Source organism: Acinetobacter sp. ANC 3813, from assembly GCF_002135435.1.
GTDB lineage: Bacteria > Pseudomonadota > Gammaproteobacteria > Pseudomonadales > Moraxellaceae > Acinetobacter.
Genome location: NZ_NEGK01000015.1, coordinates 33,621 through 54,482 on the forward strand (window position 1 = coordinate 33,621; position 20,862 = coordinate 54,482).

At 45.9% G+C, this 20,862-nt stretch carries 25 protein-coding genes and 2 tRNA genes; 13 read left to right on the plus strand and 14 right to left on the minus strand.

The genetic code is table 11. The features are described 5' to 3' along the window. Positions 1–241 precede the first annotated feature (241 nt). The 7 genes from B9T34_RS17360 to B9T34_RS17395 form a co-directional block, all read right to left on the minus strand. Positions 242–757 carry a hypothetical protein gene (locus B9T34_RS17360; protein WP_086214385.1) on the minus strand — a complete coding sequence of 172 codons (516 nt, stop codon included), beginning with the start codon at positions 755–757 and terminating at the stop codon, positions 242–244. 174 nt (positions 758–931) lie between these two features. Beyond that, positions 932–1,666 (minus strand): class I SAM-dependent methyltransferase, encoded by a 735-nt coding sequence (locus tag B9T34_RS17365; RefSeq protein ID WP_086214386.1) that lies wholly within the window; start codon positions 1,664–1,666, stop codon positions 932–934. 108 nt (positions 1,667–1,774) lie between these two features. Then, on the minus strand, positions 1,775–2,497 hold the full coding sequence (locus tag B9T34_RS17370; RefSeq protein ID WP_086214387.1) for a hypothetical protein: 723 nt from the start codon (positions 2,495–2,497) through the stop codon (positions 1,775–1,777). A gap of 14 nt (positions 2,498–2,511) precedes the next feature. Then, positions 2,512–2,970: a hypothetical protein gene (locus B9T34_RS17375; protein ID WP_086214388.1), complete on the minus strand. Its 459-nt coding sequence runs from the start codon at positions 2,968–2,970 to the stop codon at positions 2,512–2,514. Between the two features lie 164 nt (positions 2,971–3,134). Next, a tRNA-Phe gene (locus B9T34_RS17380) sits at positions 3,135–3,210 on the minus strand. 135 nt (positions 3,211–3,345) lie between these two features. Beyond that, a tRNA-Phe gene (locus B9T34_RS17385) sits at positions 3,346–3,421 on the minus strand. Positions 3,422–3,632: 211 nt separating this feature from the next. Further along, positions 3,633–4,013 (minus strand): GNAT family N-acetyltransferase, encoded by a 381-nt coding sequence (locus B9T34_RS17395; protein ID WP_086214390.1) that lies wholly within the window; start codon positions 4,011–4,013, stop codon positions 3,633–3,635. 98 nt (positions 4,014–4,111) lie between these two features. Between B9T34_RS17395 and hisB the strand changes: the two genes are divergently transcribed. From hisB to B9T34_RS17430, 7 genes are all read left to right on the plus strand, one after another. Beyond that, the gene (gene hisB / locus B9T34_RS17400; protein ID WP_086214391.1) at positions 4,112–4,705 is read left to right on the plus strand and encodes an imidazoleglycerol-phosphate dehydratase HisB; all 594 of its coding nucleotides are present in this window, start codon (positions 4,112–4,114) and stop codon (positions 4,703–4,705) included. Continuing rightward, on the plus strand, positions 4,705–5,322 hold the full coding sequence (gene hisH / locus B9T34_RS17405; protein WP_086214392.1) for an imidazole glycerol phosphate synthase subunit HisH: 618 nt from the start codon (positions 4,705–4,707) through the stop codon (positions 5,320–5,322). Before hisB ends, hisH begins: the two co-directional genes overlap by 1 nt. A 135-nt stretch (positions 5,323–5,457) precedes the next feature. Continuing rightward, positions 5,458–5,928 carry a DUF805 domain-containing protein gene (locus tag B9T34_RS17410; RefSeq protein WP_086214393.1) on the plus strand — a complete coding sequence of 157 codons (471 nt, stop codon included), beginning with the start codon at positions 5,458–5,460 and terminating at the stop codon, positions 5,926–5,928. Between the two features lie 100 nt (positions 5,929–6,028). Beyond that, the gene (locus tag B9T34_RS17415; RefSeq protein ID WP_086214394.1) at positions 6,029–6,694 is read left to right on the plus strand and encodes a 3'-5' exonuclease; all 666 of its coding nucleotides are present in this window, start codon (positions 6,029–6,031) and stop codon (positions 6,692–6,694) included. Positions 6,695–7,147: 453 nt separating this feature from the next. Next, entirely contained in the window at positions 7,148–7,915 is a 768-nt protein-coding gene (locus B9T34_RS17420) for a hypothetical protein (RefSeq protein ID WP_086214395.1), read from the plus strand. A gap of 186 nt (positions 7,916–8,101) precedes the next feature. Further along, positions 8,102–8,833 carry a 1-(5-phosphoribosyl)-5-[(5-phosphoribosylamino)methylideneamino]imidazole-4-carboxamide isomerase gene (gene hisA, locus B9T34_RS17425; protein WP_086214396.1) on the plus strand — a complete coding sequence of 244 codons (732 nt, stop codon included), beginning with the start codon at positions 8,102–8,104 and terminating at the stop codon, positions 8,831–8,833. A gap of 66 nt (positions 8,834–8,899) precedes the next feature. Then, positions 8,900–9,805 (plus strand): DMT family transporter, encoded by a 906-nt coding sequence (locus B9T34_RS17430; RefSeq protein WP_086214397.1) that lies wholly within the window; start codon positions 8,900–8,902, stop codon positions 9,803–9,805. Positions 9,806–9,852: 47 nt separating this feature from the next. On the opposite strand, the gene B9T34_RS17435 is transcribed toward B9T34_RS17430, so the two are convergent. From B9T34_RS17435 to B9T34_RS17445, 3 genes are read right to left on the minus strand one after another with little or no spacing between them, the layout of a single operon-like run. Continuing rightward, positions 9,853–10,245, minus strand: a complete 393-nt coding sequence (locus tag B9T34_RS17435) for a DUF4870 family protein (protein WP_086214398.1) — start codon at positions 10,243–10,245, stop codon at positions 9,853–9,855. Positions 10,246–10,271: 26 nt separating this feature from the next. Further along, the gene (locus B9T34_RS17440; RefSeq protein ID WP_086214399.1) at positions 10,272–10,898 is read right to left on the minus strand and encodes a DUF1294 domain-containing protein; all 627 of its coding nucleotides are present in this window, start codon (positions 10,896–10,898) and stop codon (positions 10,272–10,274) included. A gap of 24 nt (positions 10,899–10,922) precedes the next feature. Then, positions 10,923–11,873, minus strand: a complete 951-nt coding sequence (locus tag B9T34_RS17445) for a homoserine kinase (RefSeq protein ID WP_086214400.1) — start codon at positions 11,871–11,873, stop codon at positions 10,923–10,925. Positions 11,874–11,983: 110 nt separating this feature from the next. Here B9T34_RS17445 and hisF point away from each other — a divergent pair, with 110 nt between their 5' ends. The 3 genes from hisF (at position 11,984) to B9T34_RS18955 (ending at position 13,713) form a co-directional block, all read left to right on the plus strand. Further along, positions 11,984–12,745, plus strand: coding sequence for an imidazole glycerol phosphate synthase subunit HisF (hisF, locus tag B9T34_RS17450; protein WP_322853523.1), 762 nt, complete (start codon positions 11,984–11,986; stop codon positions 12,743–12,745). A 128-nt stretch (positions 12,746–12,873) separates the two neighbouring features. Further along, positions 12,874–13,254: a hypothetical protein gene (locus B9T34_RS17455; RefSeq protein WP_086214423.1), complete on the plus strand. Its 381-nt coding sequence runs from the start codon at positions 12,874–12,876 to the stop codon at positions 13,252–13,254. Positions 13,255–13,257: 3 nt separating this feature from the next. Next, positions 13,258–13,713 carry a hypothetical protein gene (locus tag B9T34_RS18955; RefSeq protein ID WP_213034170.1) on the plus strand — a complete coding sequence of 152 codons (456 nt, stop codon included), beginning with the start codon at positions 13,258–13,260 and terminating at the stop codon, positions 13,711–13,713. Positions 13,714–13,955: 242 nt separating this feature from the next. On the opposite strand, the gene B9T34_RS17465 is transcribed toward B9T34_RS18955, so the two are convergent. After that, entirely contained in the window at positions 13,956–14,573 is a 618-nt protein-coding gene (locus B9T34_RS17465) for a sterol desaturase family protein (RefSeq protein ID WP_086214402.1), read from the minus strand. Positions 14,574–14,681: 108 nt separating this feature from the next. Between B9T34_RS17465 and B9T34_RS17470 the strand changes: the two genes are divergently transcribed. Both B9T34_RS17470 and aqpZ read left to right on the plus strand, forming a co-directional pair. Next, positions 14,682–15,689 carry an AraC family transcriptional regulator gene (locus tag B9T34_RS17470; RefSeq protein WP_086214403.1) on the plus strand — a complete coding sequence of 336 codons (1,008 nt, stop codon included), beginning with the start codon at positions 14,682–14,684 and terminating at the stop codon, positions 15,687–15,689. Positions 15,690–15,797: 108 nt separating this feature from the next. Next, a complete protein-coding gene (aqpZ, locus tag B9T34_RS17475; RefSeq protein WP_086214404.1) occupies positions 15,798–16,484 on the plus strand; it encodes an aquaporin Z in 687 nt (228 codons plus the stop codon). 101 nt (positions 16,485–16,585) lie between these two features. Here aqpZ and B9T34_RS17480 read toward each other — a convergent pair whose 3' ends face one another. Beyond that, the gene (locus B9T34_RS17480) at positions 16,586–16,831 is read right to left on the minus strand and encodes a hypothetical protein (RefSeq protein ID WP_086214405.1); all 246 of its coding nucleotides are present in this window, start codon (positions 16,829–16,831) and stop codon (positions 16,586–16,588) included. Positions 16,832–16,891: 60 nt separating this feature from the next. Further along, entirely contained in the window at positions 16,892–17,974 is a 1,083-nt protein-coding gene (locus B9T34_RS17485) for a DNA/RNA non-specific endonuclease (protein WP_086214406.1), read from the minus strand. A 269-nt stretch (positions 17,975–18,243) separates the two neighbouring features. Between B9T34_RS17485 and B9T34_RS17490 the strand changes: the two genes are divergently transcribed. Beyond that, positions 18,244–18,816, plus strand: a complete 573-nt coding sequence (locus tag B9T34_RS17490; protein WP_086214407.1) for a hypothetical protein — start codon at positions 18,244–18,246, stop codon at positions 18,814–18,816. A 152-nt stretch (positions 18,817–18,968) separates the two neighbouring features. Here the strand turns inward: B9T34_RS17490 and B9T34_RS17495 are convergent, their stop codons facing one another. Next, complete coding sequence (locus B9T34_RS17495; RefSeq protein WP_086214408.1) at positions 18,969–20,849, minus strand: potassium transporter Kup; 1,881 nt, start codon at positions 20,847–20,849, stop codon at positions 18,969–18,971. Positions 20,850–20,862: the final 13 nt, after the last annotated feature.

Sequence of the window (20,862 nt, forward strand, 5' to 3'; positions counted from 1 at the left end):
TTTCTTTCAGTGTAATTCCGAAATAGGGAAAGTGATGAATAAATATGCAATTTCTGGCGATATTTTTAAATTCAAAGGCAGTTTTCCACAATTTTCACTTTGAATTTAAAAAAACTCGATCTTAAAAATTTGAATTCAAAATGGAGACGCTGTTTTAAATTCAAAAGTTTTGATGCAAAAAATAAAAAAATCCGCAGTACAGTCTGCGGATTTTTATTTTTGAATTTAAAAAATTTCAGTGTTATGGATTAGTCATGCCATTCAGCAATGAACGGTCAATTGTTCCCAAATTCATCTGCTCACGGCTGATTTGAACATTGGCGGCATCGCGGTCAATGCCGAAAGGCTGCAGCATGGTATAGATGCCATTTCTCGGATCTGATGATTGCAGCCCGCTGGCAATATTCAGCACATGCTGCTGTAAAGCAGGAGACAAGCTGGACATATCCACCTGAGGCACAGGCAATACATCCAGATTGGCCACTATGGTCGGATCTACAGTAAAGGACTGCGTATCACCTTCTAATTGCATAACACGGTGCTGCAAAGCTTTACGGCGTCCTGTTTCCTGCTGGTACGGCTCTACTGCGGTTTCTTCACGCATTTCACGCTCAGCCATCACCGTCAGTACTGGCAAGTGCACAACATTCTTTGCGGCATGCTCTTTATCTTTGGCTTTGTCTGCAGCCACTGCAGATAAAGAAACTGTACTGGCCAGCAGGATGGCAATATATGAAAACTGTATAGGGAGATTCATGGTTTACACTCAATTTCAAATTTAGTTATGCCAATTGCACATAGGCAAAACTGGCACTTTGTTTTGAACTTCATCTAAAATGTACAATAAACCGCCATATTTTTATGTTGCAGTCAGATAAACGGCAGTACTGCAGGATAGTGAAAAATGTCTTTTTCACATTTTTTAAAAGTATCAATTTACTGTACCGACCCGCAGCAGTACGGGAAACTTTACTGCATACTGCGCTGCATTTTGCTGCTTTAAATACGCATCTATTGCTTCTAACGGGTTTAGCCCCTGCCGCTTCACATAGTGCTTTAAGCCCGACCAGGTATTGAAATAATTCAGCAGCTGCTCAGCGCTCCAGCTGTAATTCAATGACAGTTCTGGAACCGCCTGCTCTAAAAATGGGAAAGGAATGGTTTTATACAGCGCATCAACATAACGGCGCTCTGCATCCCAATAGCCTTGCAGCGTGTCTGCATACAGTGATTGAATCAGCCGATTCAGCTCCAGATCTTCCGCTGTAATGAGGCCATAGCCAATCACCGCCAAACAGCCGCTCGGTTTCAGCACACGCCGCACTTCGCGGTAAAAATCATCAAAATTAAACCAGTGAATGGCCTGCGCGACCGTGATCAAATCTGCGCTGTGATCTGGCAGACCCGACTGCTCAGCAGGCGCTGCGCGGTAAGCCACATTGGCCAATGCTTGCGCCTGCGCCAATTGAGCAGCGCTCAAATCTGTTGCCAAAACCTGCTGAAAATACGGCGCCAGCCATTGCGTAAACTGCCCCGAACCTGCACCGCAGTCCCAAGCCAGCTGGCGTTCAGGCACATATTTTAAAACCGCTTCTAAAATAGAGTCAGAATAATCTGGACGCGCCTGCTGATAGAGCTGACTGTTGTCTGAAAATAAGTCTTTCATGGCAGGGATTCATGGGCCTGATTTTTAATCACTATACCCCAGTTATTGGCAGCCGATGTACTATTCAGCTTGAGATGAAACGAGGTGCGCAGAAAAATGTTCCGCATTTCAATTTTGCACAATGACCTGCTGTATGTAAAAGCTGGTTTGCGCAATGGGCTGCATTTGGTCATTCATTTGGTAATACTTCACATCATAATGCCCAGCTTTCCAGCCCGAAACCGGATAAAAGCTGACCCAATTCTGCTGATTTTCACTAACTTTACGCGGTGTAAACAGCAAAATTTCGCCGCTGTCGCGCTGAGTCCAGCGCACCATGACCTGTGCATTCGGCGGCACTTTGCCTAAGGTATCAAAATGCGCATATAGTGGTTGTTTGGCATAGATTTCTCTGGGCAAGACATGCTGTGAATCCAGCACCTGCTGATCTGTCACATAAGCCTGTCCAGCCAGCTGCTGCTGCGGGTCATTCTTCGCCTGCACAAACTCATTCAGCATCTGCTGCGCAAACTGCTGCTTATTTTTAATCTGATCAAAACTGTAATCTGGAAAGGCCTGCTGCAAATAATGCGCCAGCTGCTGTTCAGAAGCCTGCTGAATCAAACTTTGGACTTGCTGATATTGGCTTTTAAGATGACGCTGAGCCTCTGCGGAAGGCATTGATTTCATAGTGTCAATCGCCAAGCCAGAAACAGGATTGCCACCCGAAGTGACATCATTTATTGATGGCGCTGGCAACACTGCAATATCTGTTCTGAAAGATGCAACGGCATAGCCCAATGCAAAACACAGCGCCCCAACAGCGCTGTATTGAATAAAAGACCTATGCATTGAATTGAGTCGAATCAAGAACTGCTGCAGCGTAAAGTTTCAGATGTAATCGCTGAATTAAACTCACCTGATGGATGTGCCGTACCATTGATGCTGAGCTGGTTCAAGGTATAGCCTAATCCAGCTAAAACTTTAAGAGTGCCTGCAGCGCAATAAACGCTGTTTTTGCTTCCGCTTTTCATCGCGGCAACACAGCCTGCATTGGTCACAGCATAAATCGTCTGTCCAGCATCCACACTGCTCGAACAGGCTGCTGTAATCACTTTATCCTGAGAGGATTCGCAGGATGAGCAATTGCCGTTTTCACACAGTTTGGCTGCATTTTCACTTTTGCATTCATAAGTGATCCCTGCTTTTACAATGGTTTTTGAGTATGAGGAATTGACATTGTCACCGCTGCCTCCGCCTCCGCATGCTGAAAGCAGAGCACTGAGTGCAATTGTCAAAGGAAGCAAGATTATTTTCATATTCATATCTGTATCCATTCATTTTTAATGTTTATTTTTTAATGTTCACTGATGCCCAGCGGGCAAATTCTTTTCAAATGGATTGTAGCATCTAAATTGGTTAAATCATCATCAGCAGTAAATGCCAGCCATAAAAAAAGCCCCAAACAATGTTTGAGGCTTTTTGAATATGGTGGCGAGACCCAGGATCGAACTGGGGACACACGGATTTTCAATCCGTTGCTCTACCTACTGAGCTATCACGCCGATGCGGTGTATTAAGCCGTAATTGATGGCATTAGTCAATCAAAATCATCAATATTTTTTACTGAGTGCTTTTTTTTTAAACAAAAAAAATCCCTGATGGGATCAGGGATTGAAACTTTAAATAAGTTTTGAATATGGTGGCGAGACCCAGGATCGAACTGGGGACACACGGATTTTCAATCCGTTGCTCTACCTACTGAGCTATCACGCCGATGCCGCGTATTAAACAATTTAAGCGCCATGCCGTCAAGCGTCGAATTTGCTTTTTTCGCCATTTGTTTACTTTTACACCAAATAAAAGCTTAATTGCTTATTTTTTGTTTAAATCTCAATACATTATTCGACTTTATAGCGCTTTGCATTCTATTTCTGCACCTAAAAAAGCAGCCCGCAGGCTGCCTGAATATTGATAAAACCACGCTTTAAGACATTTTGTCTAAATGCGCCAAACAGCGGTGAATCGCGCCGCAGCCCGGCACAAAAGCTTTCACGCCTTTTTCTTCCTCTATGCGGCAAACTTCGCTGACCAGCCTTTCCGCGACGCCTCTGCCCCTGTTTGCCGGATGCACCACAATATATTCTAAGGTTTTACTTTCACCCTGACCGCTGCACCAAATTGCACCTATCAGTTTCGTATTAAATTCTGCGGTATAAAGTAAGGTATACTGAGAGAGGTTTTGCTCAAGCTGTTCAATCGCATCTGCACCGTCGCTGAATTCTGGGCTGGTGTCATACAGTCGCTCAAGCTGGCTGCGCACTTCATCATTTTCCAAAGAAGTATAGGCATGTACGGTAATAGGCATTGATAAACCCTCCTGAGCAATCTAATATGCGGTGACTTTTCGTCACAGCGAAAAACATTTTTACATCAATCATTTTGACGTATTTGAGGAACGTGTCTATGACCGATCGTATCAGTGAAGTGGTAAGAAACACTAACGAAACCAAAATTCGAGTTCGCGTGAATCTTGATGGCTCCGGTCAAGGCACTTTAAACACTGGTGTTCCATTTTTAGATCATATGATTGATCAAATCAAGCGCCACGGCTTATTTGATATTGATATTCATTGTGACGGCGATTTGGAAATTGACGACCATCATACCGTTGAAGACTGCGGCATCACGCTCGGTCAGGCTTTTGCTCAAGCGCTGGGCGATAAAAAAGGCCTGAAACGCTACGGTCATTTCTATGCGCCTTTAGACGAGTCTTTAAGCCGCGTTGTGGTGGATTTGTCTGGCCGTCCGGGCTTATTTATGGATATTCCATTTACACGTTCAATGATTGGCCGTTTTGACGTGGATTTATTCTCTGAATTTTTCCAAGGTTTTGTGAATCATTCACTCATGACGCTGCACATCGACAACCTGAAAGGCAAAAACAGCCATCACCAGATTGAAAGCGTGTTCAAGGCCTTCGCCCGCGCGCTGCGCATGGCGTGTGAAGTTGATCCTCGCGCTGCCAACACAGTTGCGTCAACCAAAGGCAGCCTGTAATGACCCGTATTGCCCTTCTTGATTATGGCATGGGAAATCTGCACTCCGCAGCCAAAGCCTTAGAACACGTTGGTGCACAGGTTGATGTGACCAATGACCCGAAATTGATTGCGAAAGCGGACAAAATTGTGTTCCCTGGTGTCGGCGCAATGCGTGACTGCATGCAGGGCATGCATGAAGCAGGCATTGATGAAGTCGTCCGCAAAGCGGCATTTAATAAGCCGGTTCTGGCGATCTGTGTCGGCATGCAGGCGCTGATGCAGCGCTCTGAAGAGAATGGCGGCGCAGAAGCCTTAGGTATTTTTGAAGGTGAAGTAAAGCGTTTTCCAGATATGGAAGGCATTAAAGTACCGCATATGGGCTGGAACCAAGTGCATCAGGCAGATCCAAGCCACCCAATGTGGAAAAACATTGAGCAGGATGCGCGCTTCTACTTTGTGCACAGCTACTATGTCGAACCGAAGGATGCCGCTATTGTGGCAGCGACTTGTGATTACGGCTTAGCGTTCTGTACGGCCATCCATAAAGAAAATCTGTTTGCGACGCAGTTTCACCCAGAAAAAAGCCATACAGCTGGCCTGCAATTACTGAAAAATTTTGTGGAATGGGATATTTAACCCCTGCCCATTTAAAAAGCCCGCATCATGCGGGCTTTTTATTTATTTGATATTTATGCTTTTATATCTGAAAGAAACCTTTTATGCTTTGACAGCACATTAAACATACTAATTAAAAGTCAGAGGTCTATAACAATGAACAATTATTCGAATGATTCAGCCCTTAGCGCAGCCGGACGCTTTGGACGCTTTTCTTATTTAGCGTGGAACTGCTTAATTGCAATTGTTGCAATGCTGATTGGCGTCGGATTAGCGGCTATGTTTCCCAACCTGCTCATCAATATGGAAACTGGAAATTTCGGCTCTGGCGCTCTAATTTTCGGCATCCTTTATCTTGCTGTGCTGTATTTTACGTTTATTTTCGCGATTCGCCGCTTGCATGACCGCAATCACTCTGGCTGGCTGTCTTTATTATTTTTAGTGCCTTTGGCCAATATCCTGATTGGACTTTATTTAGTATTTGCCCCTGGCGATGCGCAAAGCAATAGCTACGGCGCGCCAAGGCCTACTGCTGGATGGGAAAGTGTCCTCGCTTGGATTTATATTATTTTAATTATCTTGGCGATTGTCGGCGGCGGATTTGCGGCTATTAGCCTGAATCAATAATCTATTCCGGCAAGATCATAAAACCTGCGCATAGCAGGTTTTATTTTGCCTTTAAAATTAAAAAGCGCTAGTCTGCTCAAAAGGCATCTCAAATATTCGCATGAATAATCTCAGCAACGCAGCCACGCTTCCCAGTAAAGAACAAATACAAAGCTTCCCGCGCTTTCCTAACCTATGCGCCAGCAATATTCACGTCATTCAAAATCTTGCTCAATGCCATGCCATTGAATCTGAATTGAAACATGCAGTGGTGCTTGGCTTTGATACAGAATCCAAGCCCACATTCAATAAAGGCGAAGTTGCCACAGGGCCACATCTGATTCAGCTGGCCACGCTTGAGCAGGCCTATTTATTTCAGGTCAGTGATGAGATTTTAGAGTTTTTAAAACCTGTATTGGCAAACCGCGCTCAAATTAAGACTGGTTTTGGCCTCAAAAATGATGCGCATCTGTTCCGTAAAAAAGGCATTGAACTGAACAGTGTGATTGAACTGTCAAAATGCTTTAAAACCTTCGGCCTGAATAATCCCGTGGGCTTGAAAAATGCAGTTGCGCTGCTGTTTCAGCAGAATTTTCCAAAAAGCAAAAGTGTCAGCACCTCAAATTGGTCTAAAAAGCAGTTAAGCCCTCAACAGATTGCCTATGCCGCCGCAGATGCTCACGCCCCGGTCTTGATTTTTGAAGAATTGCTGCGCCTCGGCTTATTGCCTAAAGATATCCCCAATACCTCACTCAAACTGAGAATTCGGCCATCTCATCAAAAATAAATACCTATATTTTATATGGGTTTGTCTCAAATTCTTTATTGTAAAAAGTCTGTAACTTGCAGAAGCACAATTGAAGTGCAGGATATAAAACTCATAATTAATTGACTAAAAAACTTAAACTTAAGCTATTTTTTAAATGTAACTTTAAATTTCAATGCAATACACTTGTGCATAAAGTGCGAGTATCCGTTGCATTAATGCACCAATAAATTACATATAAGCCATTGTTTTCAATATTTTATTTACATTAATACACATTATTCTGCATCTCATAAATAACCCTTTGTAATTCTTTATGTTTATTGATTTTTTACATGACTTTTCACTATCTATCTATTTTTTCATAATTTGTGATCTATTCATAACTTTGCTAAAAAAACTGTGCTGCAGCAGATACAACAAAATATAGTTCATCCAAAAACATTACATTTTAAATATATGGAGAAATTCCACATGTTCGGTTTATTTACTGGAAAACTTAGCGGCGTACTTAGCTTGGCTTTGCAAGGCATCACACAGACGGTTGGTTCAGTGCTGAATACACTCTTAAACACTGCCGAAACAGTACTGGACACCGTGAGTAGCATTACAGCGCCTGTTACAGATATTCTCACAAGCTTACCGCTGGTCGGCGAAACCGTATCCAAAGTTTTGGATATTAAAACTGGCCTGCTCGACACACTTACTGACACGCTGCAGGACACTACAGGTCAATTAGCTCAAGGCAATGTACTGGGTGCAGTCGATTCAGTATTGGATGGCGCAACAGATTTAGCTGGTCAAGTGATTGGCAATGTTGCGGGCTTGGCGGATACCGCTTTAGATTTAGCTGCACCTTTGCTTGACCCTTTGGCAAATGTTCCAGTATTGGGCGGATTACTGGATGCAGTTACAGATACAGCAGGTAATTTAGTCGGTTTTGTCGGCGAAACTGCAGATACGGTTTCAAATCTTGATCCACTCGAATTAATTGGCAGTGTGCTTGATAACCCGCTCGGCGCCGTGGGCGGCACTTTGCAGGATGTATCTGGCTCAGTGGATGCGCTGCTGGCAGATTTAGCGCCAATTACAGATATTGCTGCATCTTTACCGCTGGCTGGCGGAGTTGTCTCTGTAGCGGGTGATGCCGCAGCGGCATTAACGCAAGGCTTGTATGACGCGGGCGCTGCTTTGCAAGCCATCAATCTTGATTTGCTGAATGCTCCAGCGGCATATGTTTGAGAAACTTAAAAAAAATCTTCTGAAAGCCAGATAAAAACAATAACTAACGATAAATCAAAATCTGCTCGCCTGACTCCTGTCAGGCTTTTTTTCAGCTCAAATGAATTAGCGTTTAGTGAATTGCTGTTTATTTGTTAAGATATGCCCCAAATCAATTCTTTATGAGATTAGGCAAGGAGCGAAAGCATGCTGATCATCCCTGCAATTGACCTGAAAGATGGCAAGTGTGTCCGTTTAAAACAAGGCCGTATGGAAGACGATACCGTATTTTCTGACGACCCTGTGGCAACAGCACAGCATTGGGTAAATGAAGGCGCGCGCCGCTTGCATTTGGTCGACTTAAACGGCGCTTTCGCAGGCACGCCAATCCATAAGCCAGTGGTTGAAGCCATTGCTAAGGCACAGCCTGAATTGCCAATTCAAATTGGCGGCGGCATCCGTTCATTAGAAACCATCGAGCATTATTTAGATGCAGGTGTTTCTTTTGTGATTATTGGCACTAAAGCTGTTCAGAACCCTGAATTTGTAGAAGAAGCCTGCAAAAAATTCGCGGGCCGCATCATTGTCGGCATTGATGCCATGAACGGCATGGTTGCAACAGACGGCTGGGCAAATGTCACTGATGTGAAAGCCACTGATCTTGCCAAACGTTTTGCCGATGCTGGCGTATCCAGCATTGTCTACACAGACATTGCGCGTGACGGCATGATGCAGGGCGTAAACGTTGAACAAACGGTTAATCTTGCAACATATTCAGGCTTGCCAGTGATCGCTTCTGGCGGTGTGACCAACTTGGATGATGTACGCAACTTGAAAGGCCAGCCGGGCATTTTAGGCGCCATTACGGGCCGCGCAATTTATGAAGGCACTTTAAACCTTCGTGAAGCGCAGTTGCTGCTGGACCAGCAAGCACTGTAAAGCTGCCTACTGTTCTTTAAAAGAGGTCTGCGGGCCTCTTTTTTTATTTGTTGAAATTGATCAATCATGAATTCTCCTACATGGCTGCAAACCAAAGCGCCGCAAATCTCCCTCATCTTAATTACAGTCATTTGGGGCGGCAGCTTTTTGACCGTAAAATATGGCCTGAACTACAGTACACCTGTCATGTTAGTCGGCTTGCGTTTTGCTGCAGCGGCCCTTGCGGTCAGCCTGCTGTCTCTCAAATATTTAAAAGGCTTTAATGCCTACGAAGTCTTTGCAGGCTTTTGTATTGGTGCGGCCATTGCTCTTGGTTATGGCACGCAAACGATTGGCCTGCAAAGCATCAGCAGCAGTGAATCGGCGTTCTTGACTGCCCTGTATGTGCCGCTGGTGCCCATTTTTATGTGGCTGTGCTTTAAAAGCCGCCCGCATATCATGACGTGGCTTGGCGTATGCTTTGCTTTTGCAGGCTTAGTCTTTTTAACGGGCAATGGCTTTGGCACGATTCAGCTGAGTTTTGGACAGCTGATTACCATTTTAGGGTCGATTGCGATTGCCTTTGAAATAATCCTCATCAGTTATTTTGCCAGCAAAGTGAATCTGCGCAGAGTCACCGTACTGCAGCTGGCTTTTGCTTCACTGCTGTGTTTTATCATTGCCCCATTGAATGGCGAAACCCATCTCCCTTCTTTTGAATGGCCTTTGCTGGCAGTGCTGTTCGCACTGGGATGCGCCAGCGCAGTCATTCAGCTGGTCATGAACTGGGCGCAGCGCATGGTCGAGCCTTCACAAGCTGCTATTATTTATGCAGGAGAACCAGTTTGGGCTGCGCTGATTGGACGTATTGCCGGTGAGCGTTTGCCAGCGCTAGCGCTGCTGGGCGGTTGCATGGTGGTATTGGGTGTGATCATCAGCGAATGGCGGCCGAAGTTTCTCAAAAAACGGCGCATGCACAGCAGCCAAGAATAAAAAAAAGCAGCCTCGGCTGCTTTTTTTATTTAGAATTGCGCCATAAATTACTGATACATGGCGGCATTGTCATTGACGCGGATCAAGCCTTTAATTGCGCGGTAAACGATCCAAATCCAAGACAGGCCTATGACCGCCACACAAAATGCCGAGGCGCCGAATGCTACGCCAGCAAAAGCATTCGGGTTTTCACCGGTAAAAAATAAAAAGAAAAACGGCACGAATGCCATGATGTTCCAAAACAGATACCACCAGAAGGTGCGGATTTGCCAAGTGAAATGACTCTCAAAAATGGAGCCCTGCACAGCGCTGCGCTTGACGTAGTTAATGACCAGCGCGACAACAGCCAATAACCCTGCAGAAAAAATTGCAACGATATAAAGCACATACAGCGCAATGGTTAAACTGCGGTTCGGATCTTTATCAATGGAATAATTCATGCGCCCTCTCTATTTTTATGCGTCTATTAACTTTGAAAAGGATTGAATGGCGAAATCAGCCATAAAATCAATAATATGTTAAAAGCTATAGTACAAAAATAAATTTGGCGGAACGGTTGTTTTTGTGTTTTATGACGCAGGCGCTGCTGCGCCAGCCATGCCGCCGGCCAGCCGCCCAAAAAGGATAATATATGCAGGGTATTTTCCGGCACACGGCGGTTGCCGAGCTGCGCCGCTTCCTTATCCTGAGCATAGAACCAATAGGTTGCCGCATTCACCAAACTGATCGCCAGCAGCGCCATGCCATTCAGCAAACCCACTGCACTCAAGATGACCAGCGCCAAAATATAGGCAATGCATAAAATCTGCATTGGCGAGACTTTTTTCGGCATGCGCACCACATTGTCTTTGGCCTTTTTAGGTTTGGCCTTGACTTGCGCTGCTTTTAAATAGGTGACCTGCTGCGCGCGGTAACGTCCGCGCTCATCCAAAATAATCAGATATTCCAGCGCACAGCCCACGATAGGCCGCGGGCCTGGGCGGGCAAAATCCTTAATATGCAAAAATACGCGGTCTTTGGCGCTGTCATTGGGCTGAATGAAGCCGTAGCCTTTATCATCAAACCATTCAATTAAGCGGCCTTGATCGCGCATATATTTTCCTTTTCATTTATTCAATTAAGCGGTGACAAACTTCAGTCGTTCGATCAGCATATTACGCATTTCTGCTGGGTTTTTCTGCAAAATGTCGCCGCCTGTCCGGCCTTCCGCCGCATTTTTCTGTGCAACCTGCAGACGCATCATCCAGAACCGCCCTGCCGCCATGGCCAAATACAGCTCCAAGCAGGCTTTTTCATCCGCAGTCAGCGGACGCACCGTTTCATAAGCATTCAAAAATGCCACGGCGCGCGCTTCATTCAAAGTCACATCAGGGTATTCAGTACAGAAGTCATTTAAGGTAATCGCAATATCAAACAGCAGCTCGTCTTTATTCAGCTCATAAAAATCTAAAATGCCTTTTAGCGTATCACCTTCAAACAACGTATTGTCGCGGAACAAATCTGAATGGATAAAGCCTTTCGGACGGTTCGGATACATCGCAGTCAGCGCATCATACAAACCCAGCAGACTGTTCAGCAGCATGGTGTCCGCTTCATTCAAGTTTGGCTTGACCTCACGCGATACTTGGCGCCAATAGGCATGATCACGGTAAAACGCGCGCTCTAAAGGAAAGTCCTGCAGCGCCACGTGCATTTTAGCCTGTGCGATGGCAATGGCTTCGGCCTGCGCCAGTGTCGCTGGCATGGGATGCTCTCCCTGCATGCGCGGCGCGATCTGTGCAGGTTTATTTTTGAGCGTGTGAATCGCTTTACCCTGATAGGATAATGGCACAGGCACCGCCAGCCCCGCTTGGCCCAAATGTTCCAGCACAGGCACCAGTTCGCCGGCACCTTGCTCATCCATCTCTTCAAAAATGGTCAAAACATACTGCTGGCGGTTTTCACAGACGATAAAATAGTTGGTATTTTGAATTCCGCCTTGAATTGGAATCAGGTCAATCACCTGCAATCCATAGGGCGCTGCGAAATCCTGAACTTCCTTTAAAGTCAAAGTGGTATAAACCGACATACAAAACCTGCGAAAAATCTTACATAAGTTTGATAGAATACCCGCTGAATCTGCCAAGGTGTAGCGCTTGAGCAGGTGAGTTTCATAATCGGCTGTAATTATTGGAAAAAATTATGCTTGCTAAACGTATTATTCCTTGCCTCGACGTCGACAACGGCCGAGTAGTGAAAGGTGTTCAATTTCTTGACATCCGTGATGCAGGCGATCCAGTAGAAGTAGCGCGCCGTTATAATGAGCAAGGCGCCGATGAAATCACCTTCTTAGACATCACAGCAACCTCAAGCGGCCGCGATACCACTTACCGCACCGTTGAACGCATGGCGGAATCGGTTTTTGTCCCGCTGACTGTGGGCGGCGGCGTGCGTAAAGTCGAAGATATCCGCTTATTGCTGAATGCAGGCGCAGATAAGGTCAGCATTAACTCGGCAGCGATTTATAATCCTGAATTTGTTCAGGAAGCGTCACAGCGTTTTGGCGCGCAGTGCATTGTGGTCGCGATTGATGCGAAAAAAACCGGCGACAACAAATGGGAAATCTTCACCCATGGCGGCCGCAAAGAAACAGGGATTGACGCCATTGAATGGGCCGTCAAAATGGCGGAATTTGGCGCAGGCGAATTGCTGGTCACATCTATGGATGCTGACGGCACCAAAGCGGGCTATGACCTTGAGCTGATGCGCAACATCAATGACCGCGTAACCATCCCGACCATTGCCTCTGGCGGCGTAGGCAACTTACAGCATTTGGCAGACGGCATTTTAAAAGGCGGCGCAGATGCGGTTCTGGCGGCGTCTATTTTCCACTTTGGCCAATACACCATTCCAGAAGCAAAAAAATATCTTGCAGACCAAGGTATTGAAATGCGCCTGTAAATGGCAGTAGCATTAAAAAATTGATTACCAAGAGCGCTTCGGCGCTCTTTTTTGATTTTAGGGCAAAATAATATTCAGCAAAGTCAACATATAATAAGACCAATAAAATGCATATTTTAAGAGTCCAAATGCCGCTCTCTTCAAAAAAAATATTCGAATTTGTCATTCTTGCCGTCATGGGGACTGCACTTTATATTGGAGTCACTTTGTACCGTGACTCCAATTATGAAAAAGCCGTACAGTCTCCAAATCAAATTCATCATTGCGGCAAATTTCTTGAGCGCACCAAAGTCGTACATGAGCTTTTTGGTGGTTCGGATCAAGTTGAATATCTTTATACCTTTGCAGATGAACTCGGTGTTTCATACAGCTTTACGGGGAGCAGACAAGTCATTAAACACCTTCCACGATTAACGAGCTTGCAGCCCAAACAGCCTATTTGTTTTCAATACACGCCTACTGCTCAAGATCGAAATGGACTATTCGCTACACTGACTAAAATTGAATAGAACATGTATTTAGACACCGCGTTATTTGTCATCGCCTTCTGTAGCCTAATCGTATTTGGCCTGCTGGCTTATGTATTAAAAATCAAGCAAGAAACGCAGGGCATCATGGTCATAATGATGTTTTTTGGCTATCTGTATGCTTATCTCTTCGGGCTGAATCTATATCGTGAAATGCGCTATCAAAAAGCGCTGGATTCACATCAGCAGCAGAGCCAATGTGCTAAATTCATTAGGCATGTTCAATTTAATCACGGCAGGAAAGGATCCTATGAAACTGCCTATCAATTTCAAACCGGCCAATCCCAATTTATTGAATTTAATGGCGGCTTGCCTGCATTAAATCATGTTCCGCAAATCACGCAGCTAAAGCAAAACCAACGCTACTGTTTGCGCTATGCAGCAGATATTACAGACTGGAATGGGCGCTGGATGATAACAGCCCTTCAAGCAGAGTCATAAAACTCATTCGGACAATACTGAACAAATGCAGCAGGCAAAAAAAAGGAGTCCGCAGGACTCCTATAAACCAAGAAATTACAGCGCTCGGTTATTTTTAAATGACCAGTGAAATATACAGCAGTTTATCGAAAGCCATTGGGCAGCTTCGATACTCACAGCATAAACAATGCGTTCTGTAAAATATTGACAATCGAATAACGAATTATTGACAATACACGACAAAACAGCAGCAAAAAAAATGCCTAAGCCATTACATTTTCTATATTTTTCACTTTATTTTCAACCCAATTTGCGGGACGGAAACGATTGACTGCGCTATTCAAAATATCGGATAAAACAGGCGGCAAAGCAATGCCGAGCGGATTGCGCTCTTGAAGTTCTGGCGATGAAATCACCCGCGTGCCCATCACATAATCAAACCAAGGCTTGGTCACACACCAGTTGGCATCCTGATTGGAATTCATATGATGATCGTAGTGCCAAGGAATTTTTTTGCGTGCCCACTCTGGCTCTAAATGCGCGCGGCGGTGAATATAATAATAGTTGCCCGCTGCATAAAACACCGCCAAGCTCATGCCTTTGGAAACCGGATAAAACAGCGGCGCAAAGACACCGACAGCCACAGCCAAAGACAATACTTCATTTTGCGTACGCCAGTTTTTTAGACCTTCCACATAGCCGAAATCTTCAAAATTGGTTTTGCGCACCTCACGGTGATGCTCCCAATGCGATTTCATATTGCTGGGCGATGGACTCCAGCGCGACTTTCCTGCCCGATGCGTGCCATGCAGAATATACTTATGCGCCACCCATTCAAATGCATTGGCAACCACTAAGCCTGCAATAAAACCCTTTAACATGCGATTTTCTCCCTCTATTAAGGGCACTATAGAGAATGTAAAAGACTAGATATTGACCGATTTTTTAAATATCATTGACAAATTACGACAATACTCAAAAAACAAAAAATGCAGCAGTTAAAGAATTACACTGGATCCGTCTATGGCGGGCTGGGCCATTTGCTCTATGCTTTTTATACGGCTCAAGGACTAGCGATCCCTGAACAGCTGGAACGCATTCAAAATTTAGAGCGCTTTGATTACATCATTTGGCGCAACCTTTTAATGACCTTAGATAACCAGCTGCAGCGCCCAGCGCTGGGTTTAGAAATTGCAGAATATGTCCAGCCTAAACATCTTGGCATTATTGCCTATATTGCCATGTCCTGTGAAAATTTAGGCGAGGCGCTGCACCGCTATCACGATTTTCATCGGCTGGTATATGACGGCTCGCCTTTGCAGGTCCATGCACAAGATGATGTGCTGTGCATCCGCTGGTCAGACCTGCCAAAAAATATGGCCACACAGCTGACGGATGAAGTTGCCATAGCCATTATGGTGGGTTTTTTAAAGCATTTTATGGACTTTAGAGACATTAGCCTGCATGAAGTGCATTTTCAAAATCCAGCACCCAAGCATGTCGCGCTGTATGAACAATACTTCCGCTGCAAAGTACGTTTTTCCCAGCCCTGTTCGCAAGTGCTGATGCCCATTCAAGAGCTGTCTAAACCTTTTTTGCAAGGCGATCAGACCTTGCAGATGCTGCTGACCCAGCAGGCCAATTCGCTCTTGGAAAAACTGCCCAACACCACACAAACCGATCAGCGCCTGCAACAGGCGATTTTATCGGGTTTGCAGAAAAACTTATTTCAAATTGAACATGTTGCCAGCCAGCTGAATATTTCTGTACGGCAGCTGCAGCGTCATTTGCAGCAGCAAGGCACGTCTTATCAGCAGCGTATGCAGGAAATCCGCTGCATGATGGCGGAAGAATATTTGCGCGACCCGCATCTGAGCCTGCATGAAATTTCGCTGCTGCTGGGCTATTCAGAACAAAGCGCTTTTCAGCGCGCCTTTAAACAATGGCAGCAGCAGACCCCGCAGCAATGGCGGCAGCGCAATCTGCAGTCGGGTTAACTTTATTTACTATAATGCTCTTGTTTTGAACAATTATTCATCATAAAAGTTTAAAAGTTAATTTTCTTACCTAAAACAACAGCTAAAAATAACATTACTGGAGCATTTATGAATAAATACATTGCAGAACTTATCGGTACATTTTGGCTCGTCTTTGGCGGCTGCGGCAGCGCAGTACTGGCGGCGGCTTTTCCTGAACTCGGCATTGGTTTTGCGGGCGTATCGCTGGCTTTCGGTTTAACGGTACTTACTGGAGCTTATGCGCTGGGCCATATTTCAGGCGGACATTTCAACCCTGCTGTCAGCATTGGCTTATGGGCAGGCGGACGCTTCGGCAGCAAAGACCTCGTTCCTTATATTATTTCCCAAGTGATTGGCGCGACACTGGCCGCTTGGGTGCTGTATTTAATTTTCAGCGGACAGGCAGGTTTCAGCGGTACGGGCGGTTTTGCCACAAACGGCTTTGCAGAACTATCTCCGGGCAAGTATTCCATGATGTCTGCATTGATTATTGAGGTCGTGCTGACCGCCATGTTCCTCATCATCATTATGGGCGCGACAGATAAACGGGCGCCTGCGGGCTTTGCGCCAATCGCCATTGGTTTGGCTTTAACCTTGATCCACTTAATCAGTATTCCAGTGACCAATACCTCTGTAAACCCTGCGCGAAGCACAGGTGTAGCCTTCTTTGCAGAAACGGCTGCGCTAAGCCAATTGTGGCTGTTCTGGGTTGCGCCAATTGTTGGTGCAGTCATTGGTGCTGTGATTTATAAATTTACCGCCAAAGAAGAATAAGCATACCTTCAGACGCATTGCATTCATGCACTGAACAATAAAAAAAAGCGCCATGGATTGCGCTTTTTTTTTATTGACTCATCACGGGCTTTAAACACCGTTCAAAGAAACGGGTTTTCAACTTCGCCGCTTTGCTCACGCTCTACCGCTTCGGGCAAGTCCGCAGTATTTTCTAAAGCTGTCACCACATCATTGAGCAAAGCCTGCAGCGCTTTCGCCGCTTTTAAACCCGCCTGATCTTTGGTCAGCTGTAAATTGCCAGACAGACTGACGCAGTCCGTGTCATTTTCTACGGTTAAATCATGGATGGCATGTGATTCCGTGCCGTTTTCATAAGGCTTAAACATGGTTTTCTCTGGTCTTGTTGTTATCAAATGAGGGGGTCCCCTCATCCTAATGCATGCACATTATTTCAACAACTGTAAAATATACTGCAGCAGCGCCTCAATCAGCTGTTTCACAATCGCATCTTGTGTTGCTGTATCTACGCCAGAAGCATTGCCTTGTGTTTGAGATGCCGAGCTGCCGTTTGGCTTAAACTCTTTTTGCATCGCCTGCAGCGCGCTGTTGTCGACATCTTCCGCGCATTGGCTTTCTGCATCCCAATGTGAATATTCAATAGGTTTGGCCGCTTTCACTGCAGTGGCTTTCAAAGGCAAATTATAGGTATTGCGCTTTTGCTCTTCCGTCAGCTGCGGAAATAGGTTGATGCCCAGCTGCTCTTCCAGATAGCAGACGCTCACCACTTTCACCTGCAGTGAATTATTATTGGGCGCGTAATAAGCGCCGATTGCGCCCGTTTTCGGCATATAGACCGCTTTATAGGTTGCTGTCGGCACAATCACGCCTTTACCAATGGTCTTCAGCTTTTTACCGCTGAAAACAGGCCCTGTCACGACATATACATCCTGCTTCTGCTTGGTCACCAGCGCACGGGTGGCCTCTTCAAGCTCACGCCAAACCTGCTGATTGTTCTTTGGCGCTTGCGGCACCATATTGGCCAATGAAAAACTGTCAAACTGAGCAGCAGTATTCGGCATATCCGCATTTGGCGCCATATGGCCGCGGTCATAGCCTGAAGCGCGGTAATCCGACAGCATGGCGCGGTGCGCACTGTCTACACGGCTTTCTTCATGAAAGTTGTCTTCACGCGGAATTTTCTGGCTGAGCCGCTCTGGGGTTAAGGCTTCCGCCACCCACAGCGGGGTTTTCGAGACCCCAGAATACATTACATTAAAGCCATTAAAACACAGCGGATAACTGTGCTTATTCAGGCTGTCTTTCATTAAATATGGAGGAACATCGCGGTAAAACTGATCGAGGCAAGCCGTATTGGACGGTGCGGCTTTCGCGACAAATTGCTGAATTTTTTCCTGCCCAAAAGCAAAGGCAAAACTTCCGGCGGCCACCAAGCCTAACAGCATTTTGACACCATTTTGATTCATTAACTGGGTCAAAATATTCCCTGAACTGCTTTTCTTTTTGGCCATCACTTACAACATTAGTATTTAAAAAGAACTATTTTTCACGAGCTTAGCAAGCACTTGATATGAAGTATATGGATTTTCTATTGCGTTGATTAACAAATACACAGAAGTTGTCCAACAATACAGCAGTCGGTGTAACAAATTGTCGCGCATGTGCGCCCTTTTCTGTGTGCAATTGGAGCCTTTGCGTATGTTTCGTTGAAAACAGCAAAATAACTATGACAAGGTAAGGTCACACAAACAGCTAAAAATATTAAGATTTAGGAGCCACTATGCCTTTTCAAGCTAAAGTTCTCGCTTTGGGTTTTATCAGCAGCCTCATGAGTGCAGCCGCAATGGCGGAGCCGCCCCTTCAGCTAGGTGATACCTTAGAAAGCCTGTCTCAAGTGAAAGTATCAACGACAGTCAATGGTCAGCCAGGCTCTATTGAGGAACTGGCTGCCAGCGGTCAAATTCGAGTGGTTCAGGTGCAGGCGCCTGCTGCAGGCAGTGAAGCCGCTTCTGCTGACCCAAATGCGCTGGCTGCTGAACAGCCAAATGCAGACTTGGCTGCGCAGCAGGCAGGAGCAGATTCTGAAAATTTAGCCGCAGCGCAAGATGCCCAAAACACCCTGAATCAAGAACAAACAGCGGCCCAAGCTCAAGCGCCTGCCATTGAAAATGGCAATGTAGCAACGCTGAGCGCACCATCCCTCGCTTCATCTGCGGATGCACCCGTCAATGCTGATGTACCTGCAGCAACTGAAGCGGCATTAAGCGCTGCGCCTGAAGCGCCAGCTGCGGACAGTGAAATTCAAGCATCTCCAGAAGCCCCAGAAGCTTCGGCTGATCCAGCGGCACAATAACAGCCATTGAAGCTGATATTAAACATACCTAACCCAACACAAGACAAAAAAAACCAGAGATCAACTCTGGTTTTTTTATTTGCTCAGCCTAGATGAAACAGCTGTTCAAGCAATGCATATTTGCCTGCCGAACAGCTGCCTCAGCCAGCGCTTTAAATTTCAATCTGACTGCCCAGCTCCACCACACGGTTGGTTGGGATCTGATAAAAGTCACTCACAGGACTGGTATTTCGCTGCATGGAAATAAACAATTTTTCACGCCACGGCGCCATGCCCTCCCCCAAGGTATGAATGATGCGGTCACGCGAAATAAAGAAACTGATTTGCATTAAGTCATAATCGAAACCCAGTTCGGCATAGGCTTTTTCCAAAGCGGCTGGAATATTCGGCTGGTCTTTGAAACCATAATCCAGCGTAATGCGGTAAAAGCGCTCATCCAGTTTTTCGACACGGCAGCGCTCGGCATCAGACACATAGGGGATGTCGCGTGTCATGACCGTGACCATAATATTGCGCTCATGCAGCACTTTATTGTGCTTAATATTATGCAGCATGGCATGCGGCACAATATTAGGCGTCCCTGTGAGGAATACAGCATCGCCTGGCACAAATTTGGTTTCATTGCTGAAGCCAATACTCTTGATGAACAGATCAATCGGCAATGAATCTTTTTCCAAACGGTTAAACACCAGCGCCCGACCATCTTTCCAGGTCATTAAGATGGTAAACAGCGCCGCGCCGATTAAAATTGGCACCCATCCGCCTGAAAGGATTTTCAGAGAAGTCGAAGCGACAAAAATGAAATCCAGCAGCAAGAATGGCGCAGCGAAAATCGCGACTTTCCATAGCGGCCAGCGCCATAAGCCATAGGCCAATACTGAAATCAGAATCGTGCCGCACAGCATGGTCATTGTTACGGCAACACCATAAGCGCTGGCTAAGTTTTCGCTGTTTTCAAACAGCAGAATTAAAATCAGCACAGAGATGTACAGCGTCCAGTTAATGAACGGCAAATAGATTTGGCCGCGCTCTACATCTGAGGTATGGCGCACAGCCAAACGCGGCAAATAGCGCAGCTGAATCGCCTGATTGACCATAGAAAATACACCGGTAATCACCGCTTGCGAGGCAATGACTGCGGCAGCTGTTGCTAAGCCAATCATTGGATACAGCGCCCATTCAGGAATCTGCATATAAAATGGGTTCGCCAGTGCATCCGGGTTGCGCAGCAGCAATGCGCCCTGTCCCGCATAGCTCAGCAGCAGGCACGGCAGCACCACTATAAACCACGCTAAACGGATGGGCAGGCGGCCAAAATGGCCCATATCCGCATATAAAGCTTCACCGCCAGTCATGGTCAGAATCACCGCGCCCATAGTCAAAAAGGCCACATAAGGCTGATTGACCACGAAGCTGAAGGCCCAATACGGATTAACCATCAGCAGCACATGCGGCGTCTGCAGAATGCTCCATAAGCCAAAAAAGCCGATCGATAAAAACCACAGCATGGTGATTGGGCCAAAGAATTTTCCCATGGTGCCTGTACCGTGGCGCTGCACTAAGAACAGCCCTGTCAAAATACCAATCGACAAAGGTTCCAGCCACTGGTTAAAGATAGGCGTCGCAATGCTTAAGCCTTCGATGGCCGACAGTACGGAAATGGCGGGAGTAATGATGCCGTCACCAAAGAACAGCGACGCGCCGATAAAGCCCAATGCAATTAAATAGACTTTTTTCTTGTCACTGATCAGGGTGGTCCGCAGATTTAATGCCAGCAGCGACATAATGCCGCCTTCACCATTGTTGTCTGCGCGCATGATAATCGTGACGTATTTGAAACTGATGGACAGCATCATGCACCAGAAAATCAGTGACAGGATCCCCAGCACCGACGCTTCTGATATGGCTAGATGCGCCGTGAGGAAGCATTGACGCAGCGCATATAATGGACTGGTGCCAATGTCTCCGAATACCACACCTAAGGCTGCTAAGGTGATAGCAGGAAGTGCGGCTTTTTGTGCAGTGCTTTGCATATTATTGTCTTCA

Excerpts from the sequence above, each read along its gene's own strand:
- B9T34_RS17360 (WP_086214385.1), bottom strand. The coding sequence starts at position 757 with ATGAATCTCCCTATACAGTTTTCATATATTGCCATCCTGCTGGCCAGT.
- B9T34_RS17365 (WP_086214386.1), bottom strand. The coding sequence starts at position 1,666 with ATGAAAGACTTATTTTCAGACAACAGTCAGCTCTATCAGCAGGCGCGT.
- B9T34_RS17370 (WP_086214387.1), bottom strand. The coding sequence starts at position 2,497 with ATGCATAGGTCTTTTATTCAATACAGCGCTGTTGGGGCGCTGTGTTTT.
- B9T34_RS17375 (WP_086214388.1), bottom strand. The coding sequence starts at position 2,970 with ATGAATATGAAAATAATCTTGCTTCCTTTGACAATTGCACTCAGTGCT.
- B9T34_RS17395 (WP_086214390.1), bottom strand. The coding sequence starts at position 4,013 with ATGCCTATTACCGTACATGCCTATACTTCTTTGGAAAATGATGAAGTG.
- hisB (WP_086214391.1), top strand. The coding sequence starts at position 4,112 with ATGACCGATCGTATCAGTGAAGTGGTAAGAAACACTAACGAAACCAAA.
- hisH (WP_086214392.1), top strand. The coding sequence starts at position 4,705 with ATGACCCGTATTGCCCTTCTTGATTATGGCATGGGAAATCTGCACTCC.
- B9T34_RS17410 (WP_086214393.1), top strand. The coding sequence starts at position 5,458 with ATGAACAATTATTCGAATGATTCAGCCCTTAGCGCAGCCGGACGCTTT.
- B9T34_RS17415 (WP_086214394.1), top strand. The coding sequence starts at position 6,029 with ATGAATAATCTCAGCAACGCAGCCACGCTTCCCAGTAAAGAACAAATA.
- B9T34_RS17420 (WP_086214395.1), top strand. The coding sequence starts at position 7,148 with ATGTTCGGTTTATTTACTGGAAAACTTAGCGGCGTACTTAGCTTGGCT.
- hisA (WP_086214396.1), top strand. The coding sequence starts at position 8,102 with ATGCTGATCATCCCTGCAATTGACCTGAAAGATGGCAAGTGTGTCCGT.
- B9T34_RS17430 (WP_086214397.1), top strand. The coding sequence starts at position 8,900 with ATGAATTCTCCTACATGGCTGCAAACCAAAGCGCCGCAAATCTCCCTC.
- B9T34_RS17435 (WP_086214398.1), bottom strand. The coding sequence starts at position 10,245 with ATGAATTATTCCATTGATAAAGATCCGAACCGCAGTTTAACCATTGCG.
- B9T34_RS17440 (WP_086214399.1), bottom strand. The coding sequence starts at position 10,898 with ATGCGCGATCAAGGCCGCTTAATTGAATGGTTTGATGATAAAGGCTAC.
- B9T34_RS17445 (WP_086214400.1), bottom strand. The coding sequence starts at position 11,873 with ATGTCGGTTTATACCACTTTGACTTTAAAGGAAGTTCAGGATTTCGCA.
- B9T34_RS17455 (WP_086214423.1), top strand. The coding sequence starts at position 12,874 with ATGCCGCTCTCTTCAAAAAAAATATTCGAATTTGTCATTCTTGCCGTC.
- B9T34_RS18955 (WP_213034170.1), top strand. The coding sequence starts at position 13,258 with ATGTATTTAGACACCGCGTTATTTGTCATCGCCTTCTGTAGCCTAATC.
- B9T34_RS17465 (WP_086214402.1), bottom strand. The coding sequence starts at position 14,573 with ATGTTAAAGGGTTTTATTGCAGGCTTAGTGGTTGCCAATGCATTTGAA.
- B9T34_RS17470 (WP_086214403.1), top strand. The coding sequence starts at position 14,682 with ATGCAGCAGTTAAAGAATTACACTGGATCCGTCTATGGCGGGCTGGGC.
- aqpZ (WP_086214404.1), top strand. The coding sequence starts at position 15,798 with ATGAATAAATACATTGCAGAACTTATCGGTACATTTTGGCTCGTCTTT.
- B9T34_RS17480 (WP_086214405.1), bottom strand. The coding sequence starts at position 16,831 with ATGTTTAAGCCTTATGAAAACGGCACGGAATCACATGCCATCCATGAT.
- B9T34_RS17485 (WP_086214406.1), bottom strand. The coding sequence starts at position 17,974 with ATGGCCAAAAAGAAAAGCAGTTCAGGGAATATTTTGACCCAGTTAATG.
- B9T34_RS17490 (WP_086214407.1), top strand. The coding sequence starts at position 18,244 with ATGCCTTTTCAAGCTAAAGTTCTCGCTTTGGGTTTTATCAGCAGCCTC.
- B9T34_RS17495 (WP_086214408.1), bottom strand. The coding sequence starts at position 20,849 with ATGCAAAGCACTGCACAAAAAGCCGCACTTCCTGCTATCACCTTAGCA.